General features: G+C 63.8%; 11 protein-coding genes and 1 pseudogene. 10 read left to right on the top strand and 2 right to left on the bottom strand.

Annotated elements, in window-relative coordinates:
* A pseudogene (locus EN935_RS08780) lies at positions 1-232 on the top strand (FadR family transcriptional regulator); the annotation flags it as partial.
* Between the two features lie 18 nt (positions 233-250).
* On the opposite strand, the gene EN935_RS08775 reads toward EN935_RS08780, so the two are convergent.
* Positions 251-1,189, bottom strand: coding sequence for an NAD(P)-dependent oxidoreductase (locus EN935_RS08775; protein WP_127264738.1), 939 nt, complete (start codon positions 1,187-1,189; stop codon positions 251-253).
* A gap of 119 nt (positions 1,190-1,308) precedes the next feature.
* Here EN935_RS08775 and EN935_RS08770 point away from each other — a divergent pair, with 119 nt between their 5' ends.
* Together EN935_RS08770 and EN935_RS08765 are read left to right on the top strand one after the other, a co-directional pair.
* Positions 1,309-2,205 carry an NAD(P)-dependent oxidoreductase gene (locus EN935_RS08770; protein WP_126069630.1) on the top strand — a complete coding sequence of 299 codons (897 nt, stop codon included), beginning with the start codon at positions 1,309-1,311 and terminating at the stop codon, positions 2,203-2,205.
* A 103-nt stretch (positions 2,206-2,308) separates the two neighbouring features.
* Positions 2,309-3,085, top strand: a complete 777-nt coding sequence (locus tag EN935_RS08765; protein ID WP_109661461.1) for a FadR/GntR family transcriptional regulator — start codon at positions 2,309-2,311, stop codon at positions 3,083-3,085.
* Positions 3,086-3,097: 12 nt separating this feature from the next.
* On the opposite strand, the gene EN935_RS08760 is transcribed toward EN935_RS08765, so the two are convergent.
* Positions 3,098-3,388, bottom strand: a complete 291-nt coding sequence (locus EN935_RS08760) for a DUF3175 domain-containing protein (RefSeq protein WP_109661057.1) — start codon at positions 3,386-3,388, stop codon at positions 3,098-3,100.
* Between the two features lie 175 nt (positions 3,389-3,563).
* Here EN935_RS08760 and EN935_RS08755 point away from each other — a divergent pair, with 175 nt between their 5' ends.
* The 7 genes from EN935_RS08755 to EN935_RS08725 all read left to right on the top strand — a co-directional run.
* The gene (locus EN935_RS08755; RefSeq protein WP_109661059.1) at positions 3,564-4,793 is read left to right on the top strand and encodes an MFS transporter; all 1,230 of its coding nucleotides are present in this window, start codon (positions 3,564-3,566) and stop codon (positions 4,791-4,793) included.
* 176 nt (positions 4,794-4,969) lie between these two features.
* The gene (locus tag EN935_RS08750) at positions 4,970-5,998 is read left to right on the top strand and encodes a LacI family DNA-binding transcriptional regulator (protein ID WP_109661061.1); all 1,029 of its coding nucleotides are present in this window, start codon (positions 4,970-4,972) and stop codon (positions 5,996-5,998) included.
* Between the two features lie 306 nt (positions 5,999-6,304).
* Positions 6,305-7,432, top strand: coding sequence for a sugar ABC transporter substrate-binding protein (locus tag EN935_RS08745; protein WP_109661063.1), 1,128 nt, complete (start codon positions 6,305-6,307; stop codon positions 7,430-7,432).
* A gap of 82 nt (positions 7,433-7,514) precedes the next feature.
* Entirely contained in the window at positions 7,515-9,062 is a 1,548-nt protein-coding gene (locus EN935_RS08740) for a sugar ABC transporter ATP-binding protein (protein ID WP_109661065.1), read from the top strand.
* Between the two features lie 11 nt (positions 9,063-9,073).
* Positions 9,074-10,054, top strand: coding sequence for an ABC transporter permease (locus EN935_RS08735; RefSeq protein ID WP_109661067.1), 981 nt, complete (start codon positions 9,074-9,076; stop codon positions 10,052-10,054).
* Positions 10,051-11,037, top strand: coding sequence for an ABC transporter permease (locus tag EN935_RS08730; RefSeq protein WP_109661069.1), 987 nt, complete (start codon positions 10,051-10,053; stop codon positions 11,035-11,037). Before EN935_RS08735 ends, EN935_RS08730 begins: the two co-directional genes overlap by 4 nt.
* 2 nt (positions 11,038-11,039) lie before the next feature.
* A partial coding sequence (locus EN935_RS08725) for a gluconokinase (RefSeq protein ID WP_164771050.1) occupies positions 11,040-11,493 on the top strand: 454 nt, incomplete at its 3' end.

Genomic DNA, 11,493 nt, shown 5'->3' with positions numbered 1-11,493 from the left:
CCTGCGTGCTTCGGGCAACGACCTGCTGGTGCCGCTCGGCGTGCTGATCGAATCGGCGCTCGACCATCTCTTCGCGTTCACGACGCAGCAGGTCGGCGATCAGCGTCAGGCGCAGAAGCTGCATGAAGCGATCGAGAAGAACATCCGCCTGCAGCGTCCAGCCGCCGCGCGCAACGCCGTGCACAAGCTTTTGGCCGACACCGATGAGGGGATTGGGCGAGGGCGGCGGTGATCGGCGCCTGCGCTTTACTCAAATCGTCTGCTTCTTGCCATCCTTCATCGGCATCAGGTCGACGCCGTTCACCTCAGCGATATGCGTCGCCAGCATCGGCACGAACTGCTCGGCCGGACCGGTGGCATGGGCGCCGGCGAAGGAGTTCTTGGTGGCATTGCCGAGCGGGTTGGCGATGCCGGCGGCACCCGCCATCGATTCCAGATAGGTCAGGTCCTTGAAGGCGTTGGCAATGGTGAATTTGTGGGCGTCGCGGTCGCCTTCCAGCGTCCAGCGCATGAAAGTCTGGTAGAAGCCGCAATCCATGCGGCCGTTGCGGATGACGCTGTCGAAGCGCGGCGGCGAGATGCCGACCTTCTCAGCCAATGCCAGTGCCTCGGAATAGATCGCAGCGTAGCCGAGCGAGATGAAGTTGTTGAGCAGTTTCATGCGGTGGCCGTCGCCGGTGTCGCCGATATGCACGATGCGGCCGGCCCAGGTTTCGATCACTGGTTTCACCCTGGCAAAGAGGGCGTCCGGCGCGCCGACCATGGCGTCAAGCGTGCCTTCCCAGGCTTCCTTCGGCGTGCGGCTCAGCGGCGCGTCGACAAAATCGATGCCGAGCGCCTTGAGTTCCGCTGCCAGAGCCACCGTCGAGACCGGATCGGAGGTCGAGCAGTCGACGACGACCGAGCCCTTTTTCAAGCCCTCCTTGAGGCCGCCGGGGCCGCGAATGATGGCTTCGACCTCGCGCGAACCAGTGACGCAGATGAAGACGATTGTCGATGCCGCCGCCACATCGCGCGAGGTCGATGCTTCCCTCGCACCTCGACCGAGCAGGTCCTCCGCTGGCTTGCGGTTCTTGCGGCCGAGGAAGGTCAGGCTGTAGCCCTTGTCGACGATGTTCTTGGCGATCCCGTGCCCCATCAGGCCAAGGCCGATGAAGCCGATCTTTTCGCTCGCGACAGTCGTGTTCATGTCTTCAAGTCCTGTTGCAATGATTGATGTCAAGCGCTGCCGTTTTGCAGGCGAGGGTGGTTGCGGATTGCGATATTGTCTGACAATACACATAAATCCCAGAGGTTGTGGAGAGCAAAATGACGAAGCGGATCATGTTCACCGGCGGCAGCGGCAAGGCGGGACGCCATGTCGTGCAGTATCTGGTGGAGCAAGGCTGCCAGGTGCTCAACATCGACACCAGGCCGCTCGACAATCCCAAGGTGCGGACGCTGATCACCGACATCACCGATAGCGGGCAGGTGTTCAACGCGCTGTCGAGCTACATGGGCCTGCATGAATTCGACCCGTCACTGCGCCCGCAGCCGGTCGATGCGGTGGTGCATTTCGCCGCCATTCCGCGCATCATGATCACCACCGACAATGAGGTGTTCCGCATCAATGCGCTCGGCACCTACAATGTCATCGAGGCGGCGGTGAAGCTCGGCATCCGCAAGGTTATCATCGCCTCCAGCGAGACCACCTATGGGCTTGTGTTTGCCAACGAGCCGCGTGATCCCAAATATTTCCCGCTCGACGAGGAGTATGATGTCGATCCGATGGACAGCTATGCGCTGTCCAAGATCGTCAACGAGAAGACGGCACGCGCCTTTGCGCAGCGCAACGGCACCGACATCTATGCCCTGCGCATCGGCAACGTCATCGAGCCGCATGAATATTCGCTGTTTCCGAAATGGTTCGCCGATCCGGGGTTCCGCAAGCGCATCGCCTGGAGCTATGTCGACGCGCGCGACCTCGGCCAGATCACGCTGCGCGCCATCGAGAAGGACGGGCTCGGCTATCAGGTGTTCAATGCCGCCAATGACGACACATCGTCCGACCTGCCGACTGCTGAGTTGCTGAAGCGGTTCTACCCCGGCGTGCCGGTCAAGGCCGAGCTTGGCGAATACGAGACGCTGCTCTCCAACCGCAAGGCGCGCGACGTGCTGGGTTTCCGCCCGGAGCATAGCTGGCGCAAATACGTCAAGCAGGCCTGATCCGCGGGAGCAATAGGGGCTGATCTGTGCACAGCGGCCGGCTTTGCGGCGCAAGCCGCTTGCCGCGCTTGACAGTCTCGTCAATCCGGACTTTCTGGAACCTATGCGGGACGCGAAGCCGAACAAGGAAAAATCGCCAGCGAAAGCGGCCTCCGCCGACCGCCCGGCCGGTGTTCGCCGACCCGACGCGGCGCGCATTCCAGGCTCGAGCGTCCATGCCTCTCTGGCCAGCGAGATTGGCCTCAGGATCGTGCGCGGCGACTATCCGCCCGGCACCATCCTGCCCAATGAAGCGAAATGGTCGGAGACCTTCAGCGTCAGCCGCTCGGCGGTGCGCGAAGCGATCAAGATGCTGATGGCCAAGAGCCTTTTGGCGTCACGTCCCAAGATCGGCAGCTGGGTCGAGCCGAAGGAACGCTGGAACCTGCTCGATCGCGATGTGCTGGCCTGGTACGCGACGTCGCCGGACCGCGAGGTGTTCCTGAAGACCGTGCAGGAGTTCCGCCACATCATCGAGCCGGAAGCGACCGCCTTTGCCGCCATGCGGCGCACCGACGAGCAAATGGCCGAGATCAGCCAGGCCTGTCGCGAGATGGGCGCGGCGACCAGCCTGCAGGAGCGCACCCGCGCCGACACGCGCTTTCACCTCGCCATCCTGCGCGCTTCGGGCAACGACCTTCTGGTGCCGCTCGGCGTGCTGATCGAATCCGCCTTCGATCATCTCTTTGCCTATACGACGCGGGAAATCGACGACCTCAACCACGCTCAGAAGCTGCACGAGGCGATCGAGAAGAACATCCGCCTGCAGCGGCCGGACGCGGCGCGCAACGCGGTGCGCAAACTGCTCGCCAACACCGACGGCGTCATCCGCGCCCGATAAGGCGGATCGCTTCTAGTCGTCCTTCTCGCGCCCGAAGGCGGTGCGCAGTTCGCCCTTGGCGTTCTCCAGCACTTGCCTGCGCGCGGCGGGCAGGTTCTTGCCGGCGCGGTTGATGTAAAAATTCAGCATCGACATAGCGGATTGAAACGGCTCGGCCTTGCGCCGGTGGCTGTGTTCGGCGGATCGCTTGAGCGAGGCGGCGATTTTCCTGGCGTCGTCGGATTCAAAGACATGATCCTCGAGATTCATCGCGTCGCTGTGCTCGGTAACCTCTGCCGACCATTTCTTCTTGGTGGCGGTCATGGCTGGACTCCTTTGCGGGTTGCTGTCGGGAAACTCCGCATACTGGCATCGGTTCCTGCATTCGCCTTAGGTCTGGAGCCACGGATTTGCCCGTTGTGGCGCTGCTGCGGCCCGAGAATGCGCCGATAGTGGCGCAAACGGCAGCCGATCTCTGAGACCGCCGACAGGAAACGCCTTGACCCGAACCGATAACATCCCGCCGAGCCCCGGCATCGACAGCTCCTATGCCTGGATGCGGCTTGCCATCTCGATGCTGCTGGCGACGATCGGCGCCGTCGGCATGTGGGCTGTCGTCGTCGTGCTGCCCGCCGTGCAGGCCGAGTTCGGCGTCGACCGCGCTGCGGCGTCCATGCCCTACACCGCGACCATGGTCGGCTTTGCAGCCGGCAACGTGCTGGTCGGCCGCGCCATCGACCGGATGGGCTACTGGATCCCGGCGCTGCTCTCCACGATTGCGCTTTCCGCCGGCCTTCTGCTCGCGGCACTGTCGACCTCGATCCTGCAATTCACCCTTGCTCAAGGGTTGCTGATCGGCGTTGGCACGTCGGTGATCTTCGGGCCGCTGATCGCCGATATCTCGCACTGGTTCAACCGGCGGCGTGGCGTCGCCGTGACTGCGGCGGCCGCCGGCAACTACCTCGCCGGTGCGTTCTGGCCAACCATCATGCCGACGCTGATGAAGGCGGAAGGCTGGCGCTTCACCTATGCGGCAATCGGCATTTTCTGCCTGGTCACCATGGTGCCGCTGGTGCTGATGCTGCGGCGCGGTGCCCCGGCGGCGGCCGCCGCCGGTTCGCCCGGAAGCCGGACGGTGCAGCCGATCTCGCTGTCACCGGCGGCGTTGCAGGTGCTGCTGGTCGTCGCCGGGCTCGGCTGCTGCGTGGCGATGTCGATGCCGCAGGTGCATATCGTCGCCTATTGCATGGATCTCGGCTACGGCGTGGCGCATGGCGCCGACATGCTGTCGATCATGATGGCAGGCGGCGTCGTCAGCCGGCTGGCATCGGGCTTTCTCGCCGACCGTATCGGCGCTGTGTGGACACTGATGATCGGCTCGGTGCTGCAGTGCCTGTCGCTGCTGTTCTACATCCCGTTCGACGGGCTTGCCTCGCTCTATGTGGTGTCGCTGGTGTTCGGCCTGTCGCAGGGCGGTATCGTGCCTTGCTACGCGATCATCGTGCGCGACTACATGCCGGCCAAAGAGGCCGGCCAGCGTATCGGTATCGTCATGATGGCGACGATCTTCGGCATGGCGATCGGCGGCTGGATGTCGGGCTGGATTTACGACCTGACCGGCTCCTACGCGGCTGCGTTCCTCAACGGCATTGCCTGGAATTTGCTGAACATACTGGCGATCGGACTGTTGTTCTGGAGAGCAAGGCGCAGCGCCGCTGTGATGGCCTAAAGGAAGGCAGCGATCTTCGCACGCACGCCCGGCACGCGCCTTGGCTTGACAACCGACGGACGCCGCGCGACGCCAGAAGGCAAGTTGGGGCGGCAAAAGGCCGGTGAGATGGCGACAGCAAAGACGATCGTATCGCGACCGCGCCCTGCCGGGTGCGTTTCCGAGCGAGCGCGTCTGTGATTAAGCCGCGCTCGCGTCGGGGCGGCGGCCGCCCGACTATCGCCGATGTCGCTCGCAAGGCTGGTGTCGGCGCCATCACTGTGTCGCGCGCCTTGCGCGAGCCGGAGCGTGTCTCGGAAGAGTTGCGCCGCCAGATTCAGGCCGCCGTCGACGAACTCGGTTACGTCCCGGACCCGAATGCGCGGGCGCTGGCCTCGGCGCGCGCCGAAGTGTTCGGCGTTCTGGTGCCGTCGCTCACCAACAATGTCTTCGCCGAGGTGGTGCGCGGCATCTACGACAGCCTGTCGGCCAGCCCGTTCCGCATCCAGCTCGGCAACACCCATTATTCCGGCCTCGAAGAAGAGCGGCTATTGCAGGTGTTCGGCTCGCAGCGGCCGGCAGCGCTGATCGTCGCCGGCATCGACCAGACACCGACCTCGCGAAAGCTGCTGGAAAGCGCCGGCTGCCCGGTGGTGCAGGTCATGGAGACCGGTCCCGATCCGGTCGACATGATGGTCGGCTTCTCGCATCTCGACGGCGGCAGGACGGCAACTGAACATCTGATCGAGGCCGGCTACCGCCGCATCGGCTTCATCGGCGCCCGCATGGACCCGCGCTCGCAGCGGCGCCTTGCCGGCTATCGCGCGGCGATGGAGGCCGCCGGCCTATTCGACCCGCGCCTTGTCACCACCACGCCGGTGTTGTCCAGCGTATCGCTCGGCCGCGAAATGCTCCGCGACGCGCTGGCCAAGGTGCCGACGCTCGACGGTGTTTTCTGCAACAATGACGACATTGCGCTCGGCGTGTTGTTCGAGTGCCATCGCGCCTCGATCGCGGTGCCGAAGACGATCGGCATCGTCGGCTTCAACGACCTCGACATGATGCAGGTGGCGTTTCCATCGATCACCAGCATCCGCACCCATCGCTATGAGATCGGCCGGCGTGCAGTGGCCATGGCGCTGGCGGCGATCGCCGGCAATAGGCCGGAGCAACGGATCGTCGATCTCGGTTTCGAGCTCAAGCGCCGCGAGAGCACGGCGCGTTGAAACGCACAGAGGCGACTGTGCGAATGCCGGTTTACACTGCGTAATGGTAGCGCTACCATTTTCGCCGGAAAGGTGCTCATAATAAACAGAAAAATCTGTTTATTATATATAAGCGACAACTCATACTTGTTTATTATGGATAATATGATAGTTTTTTCCGGCCTTGACCGGAGAGCAAGGGGAGGGGATCGGGGTGGCATTCAGCCACCGAAAGGCGCGGCAGAGCCAAGCGGGAGGTGCCAGATCTGACGCACGAGACGTCACAGCAGCCAACAACAATCAGAACTGCAACTGGGAGGAATATCGATGATCAAGTCACTCGTTGGTGGCATCGTTGCCGCCACTGCATTTGTCATGTTGAGCTCATCGGCGATTGCTGCAGGCCCCGAAATCGTCAAGGGTCCAGCGGCCGAGCCGGATTGCTTCGCACCCTGGGCTGCGGATACGCAGTTCTTCAAGTTCCCCAAGAAGGACGGCCCCTACCGCATTGCGCTCGCCAATGGCTATATCGCCAACACATGGCGCATCCAGATGGTGCAGACTGCGAAGGCCTATGCAGCCCAGAAGGACGTTGCTGCAAAGCTGAAGGAATTCAAGGTCGTCTCGACCGGAGAGGACGTGCCGGCGCAGATCTCGGCGATCAACAACTTCATTGATTCCGGCTATGACGCCATCGTGGTCAATGCGCAGAACCCGACGGCCTTCGGGCCGGTGATCAAGCGCGCCAAGGAAGCCGGCGTCGTGCTGGTTGCTTTCGATAACATTCTCGACACCAAGGACGCCATCAACGTCAACGTCGACCAGAAAGGCCTGGGCGAGCTTTGGGGCAAATGGTTGGTCACGCATGTGCCGAACGGCGGCAAGGTGCTCGAGGTGCGTGGCGTTGCTGGGACCTCAGTCGACACCGACCGCCACAATGGCATCCATGAGGCTCTCGACGCCTCCGGCAAGAAATGGGCCGTCACCGAGGTTGTCGGCAAATGGGATGACGGCGTTGCGCAAAAGGCTTCGGCCGACGCAATCGCCACCAACGGTCCCTTTGACGGCGTGACCGGACAGGGTGGCGACACTGGCATCGTGCAGGCGATGATCGACGCCAAGCATCCGTTCGTGCCGTTCGGCGGCGAGACCGAGAATGGCTTCCGCAAGTTCTGCGCCGCTCATGCCGCGGACGGGCTGAAATGCTCATCGGCCGGCACCGGGCCGGCCCAGGTGGCGGTTGCCATCAAGACGGCGATCTCGGCACTTGAGGGCAACGTCGTCCCACAGTCGGTCAAGCTGCCGCTGGCGATTGTCGAGGATCCGAACTTCAAGGCCGGTCAGGATTTCTTCCCCGACCAGTCCGACAATTTCTTCGTCGGCAACTCCTTCCCGACCTGCGGCATAAATTTCACCGCGCAGGAAATCATGGGCCAGACCAAGGCGGACCAATAGGCAGCATACAAGGCGCCGCGGGATCTCCCGCGGCGCCGGCCACTCGATATCCCTGGTCGTCAAAAGTGCCTCGGGAGGGCCGATGGACGGTATGGTTCCGCTCTTCCGGATGGAGGGCATATCCAAGCGCTATGGTGGTGTGCGGGCGTTGGAAAAGGCCGAGCTTTCGGTCTCATCCGGCAGCATTCACGCTATTCTCGGCGAAAACGGCGCCGGGAAATCGACGCTGATCAAGGTCATGGCGGGCGTCGTCGCGCCCGACGAAGGTCGCATGACGCTGGATGGACGCGAGGTGACGTTCGCCTCGCCAGGCGCGGCGAACAAGGCCGGTATCGTCTGCATCTTCCAGGAACTGTCGCTGGTTCCCGAACTCAGCGTCGCCGACAACATTGTCATTTCCGATCCGCCGAAGCGTTTTGGCATGATCGACCGCAAGGCGCAGCGCCGCATCGCCGAGGAGGCGCTGGCACGCGCCGGTGCTGCCGATATCCACCCGCTGGCACTGGTCAAGGACCTGCCGCTGTCGCGCCGCCAAATGGTCGAGATCGCCAAGGCGCTGGCCAGGAAGCCGCGCATCCTGATCCTCGACGAGGCGACCTCGGCACTGACCGCGACCGACGTCGCTAAGATCTTCAGCGTGCTCAAGCGATTGCGCTCGGAAGGGCTGGCGCTGCTCTACATCTCGCACCGCATGAACGAGATCGCCGAGCTTGCCGACTACTGCACGGTGTTTCGCAACGGCCGCAATGTCGCCAGCTACAAGGCAGGCACGAAGAGCGACAACGAAGTCGTCGAACTGATGATTGGGCGCGAATACAGCCATATTTTCCCGCCGAAACCCGCGCGCAATGCAGGTGCCGCCGTTCCCGTGCTGGAGGCACGCAAGCTGTCCTGGACCGACCGGCTGGACAATGTCTCGCTGACGGTCGGGGCAGGCGAGGTCGTCGGCCTCGGTGGCCTTGACGGCCAGGGCCAGCGCGAATTGCTGCTCGCTTTCTTCGGTGTGCTGCGCGGCCTGTCCGGCCAGATCCTGATCGACGGCAAGCCTGTGTCGATCACCAGTCCATCCGTTGCGCGCGACGACCGCATCGGCATGGCGCTCATTCCCGAGGATCGCAAGACCGAAGGCCTGATGCTGCCGATGACGGTGCGCGAGAACCTGTCGTTTGCCGCGCTAGACCGGCTGTCGAAAGCCGGCATCATCGATCGCGCCGCCGAACAGCGGCTGATCGACGACATGGTCGGCCTTCTGGCAATCAAGACGGCGGGCCTCGACATCCCGGTCGGCGCGCTGTCCGGCGGCAACCAGCAGAAGGTGGTCATCGCCAAATGGCTGATGCGCCAGCCGCGCATCATCCTGCTCAACGATCCGACGCGCGGCATCGATGTCGGCACCAAGCAGGAGCTCTATCAGCTAATGCGCAAGCTCGCCGATGCGGGTGCGGCGATCCTGTTCTATTCGACCGACTATGACGAATTGATCGGCTGCTGCGACCGCGTGCTGGTGCTCTATGACGGGGCGGTCAAGCGCGAACTGGTCGGCGCCGGGATCACCGAGCGGGCGCTGATATCAAGCGCGCTCAACATCCATGGCGAGGAGAGCCCGGTGGGCCTGGGAGCAAGTGTGTGAAAGATTGGCGCGTGAAAGATTGGCGCTACTGGCTGGCCGAACAGCGCGGAACGCTGCTGGCGTTCGGCATTTTCATCGTCATGTTCGTCATCTACACCTCGAACCATCCCGCCGGCTTCACCGCCAACGTCGTGCAGACAGCCTCGAACAAAGGCGTGCTGCTCGCCTTTGTGGCCATGGCCCAGACGCTGGTGGTGATCACCGCCGGCATCGACCTTTCAGTCGGCATGATCTTCACGCTGACCAATTGCCTGGCTTCGTGGCTGGTCATCGGCACCGGTATCGAAACCGCGTTCGGGGTCATTGCGGTGCTTGGCACCGGGCTGCTGTGCGGGGCGATCAACGGTGCCATCGTCATCTATGGTCGCCTGCAGCCGATTGTCACCACCATCGCCACGGGTGCTGTCTATTTCGGCATCGCGCTGCTGCTACGACCCTTTCCAGGCGGTTCGGTCAACGAGGACCTTGCCGACGCGCTGACCGGGCGGCTGTTCGGCGTGGTGCCGGCGAGCCTGGTGGTGCTGCTGGCCGTGGTGCTCGTCGTCTGGGTGCCGTTCAGCCGCTCGGTGCTCGGCCGCGCGGCTTACGCGGCCGGTTCCTCGGAGATGGCGGCCTACATGTCCGGCGTGCCGATCCGGCGTGGCAAGTTCGCCGCCTATGCGCTTGCCGGGCTGCTCGCCGCGATCGGCGGGCTGTTCCTGACATTCTTCACCTATACGGGTGACGCGGCCTATGCCAGCGGCAACGCCTACACGCTGTTCTCGATTGCCGCCGTCGTGCTCGGCGGCGTCTCGCTGTTCGGCGGCAAGGGCAGCGCCATCGGCGCGATCTTCGGCGCGCTGGCTTTCCGCACCATCGGCGACCTGCTCTTCGTCTTCGATTTCGATCCGCTCTGGCAGCCGCTATTCCAGGGCGTTATCCTGCTGATCGCGGTCAGCCTCGGCGCCTTCGCCCTGTTTCGGGTCCGCAACCGGCTGGAGTGGTTCCTGTGAGCGAAACGACCATCGGCGGCATTGCCAACCGGATGCCAAAATTCATCCGCCGCGCCGACCCGGCGGTGCTGACGGCCTTCGCCTGCATCGTGCTGCTGCTGTTCCTGGGCAGTCTCTATTCGCGCAGTTTCCTGTCGCCGGAATATCTCTTGCAGCAGCTCAAGGTGGCCTCGTTCCTCGGCGTCATCGCCACAGGCATGATGCTGGTCATCCTGCTAGGCCAGATCGACCTGTCGGTGCCGTGGTCGGTGGCGGTAGGCGCCATGATGGCCTGCGCGGCGGCCGCCTATGGTCCGCTCGGCGTGGCGCTGGCCATTCCGTTCGGCATTTTCTGCGGGGTGCTGATCGGTATCGTCAACGGTATCGGTGTCGCCTATCTCAGAATTCCGTCTATGATCATCACGCTTGCCACCAACGCCGTCGCGCAAGGGCTGATGGTGGTCTACACTGGCGGGTTCTCGCCGCAGGATTCGGCAACCGTGGCGATGCGCTATGTGGCGACCGGCTTTACCATTCCTGGCGTGCCCAATGCCGTCGTCATCTGGGCGCTGATCGGGGCCGCGATGGTCTTCGTGCTGACCCGCACCAGCTTCGGCCGCAGCGTCTACGGCATCGGCAATCGCGAGCGCGCCGCCTATCTCTCCGGCATAGACACGCGCCGCGTGGTGATGATCGCCTTCGCGGTTTCCGGCGGGCTCTCAGCCTTCGGCGGGGTGCTGCTCGCCGGCTATGCTTCCAAGGCGGCGCAGTCGATGGGTGATGCCTATCTGCTGCCATCGATCGCCGCGGTTGTGCTGGGCGGCACCTCGATCCTGGGCGGGCGCGGCTCGTATCTCGGCACCGTTGCCGGTGTCATCCTGATCACGCTGCTGCAATCCATCCTATCGGTCATGCAGATGCCGGAGGCGGGGCGACAGATCATCTACGGCGTCGTCATCGTCGCCATGCTGCTGCTCTACGGCCGCGCGCCGGCAAGCCGCTGACAGTGGACGAAAAGACAGCACAGGCGCCAACGGGCGCTCCCGGCTCGGTGCCTCCGGCCATCGTGGTGATGGGCGTCGCCGGCTGCGGCAAGTCGGCCGTCGGTGTTGCGCTGGCGGCCGCGCTGGGCGTTACCTTTATCGAGGGCGACAGGCTGCACCCGCCGGAAAACGTCGCACGCATGGCAAGCGGCGAGCCGCTGACCGACGAATTGCGTGAGGGCTGGCTCGACGCGATCGGCGAGCGCATCGCGGCGTCGGTGGGGAAGGGCGAAGGCGTGGTTGCCGCCTGCTCGGCACTGAAGCGCAGCTATCGCGACCGGCTGAGCAGCTTCTGCCCGCAGATCGTGTTCCTCTACCTGGAGATCGACCCTGCCACGGCTAGGCGGCGCGTCGGCAACCGCAAGGGCCACTTCATGCCGGCGAGCCTGGTCGACAGCCAGTTCGCCATCCTGGAGC

This window comes from Mesorhizobium sp. M7D.F.Ca.US.004.03.1.1, assembly GCF_003998635.1.
Taxonomy (GTDB): Bacteria; Pseudomonadota; Alphaproteobacteria; order Rhizobiales; family Rhizobiaceae; genus Mesorhizobium; species Mesorhizobium loti.
Note: the sequence above shows the minus strand (reverse complement) of the source record. Positions and strands in the feature narration are given on the sequence as shown.

Coding starts and splice junctions, on each gene's coding strand:
- EN935_RS08775 (WP_127264738.1), bottom strand. CDS start 1,189: ATGAACACGACTGTCGCGAGCGAAAAGATCGGCTTCATCGGCCTTGGC.
- EN935_RS08770 (WP_126069630.1), top strand. CDS start 1,309: ATGACGAAGCGGATCATGTTCACCGGCGGCAGCGGCAAGGCGGGACGC.
- EN935_RS08765 (WP_109661461.1), top strand. CDS start 2,309: ATGCGGGACGCGAAGCCGAACAAGGAAAAATCGCCAGCGAAAGCGGCC.
- EN935_RS08760 (WP_109661057.1), bottom strand. CDS start 3,388: ATGACCGCCACCAAGAAGAAATGGTCGGCAGAGGTTACCGAGCACAGC.
- EN935_RS08745 (WP_109661063.1), top strand. CDS start 6,305: ATGATCAAGTCACTCGTTGGTGGCATCGTTGCCGCCACTGCATTTGTC.
- EN935_RS08740 (WP_109661065.1), top strand. CDS start 7,515: ATGGACGGTATGGTTCCGCTCTTCCGGATGGAGGGCATATCCAAGCGC.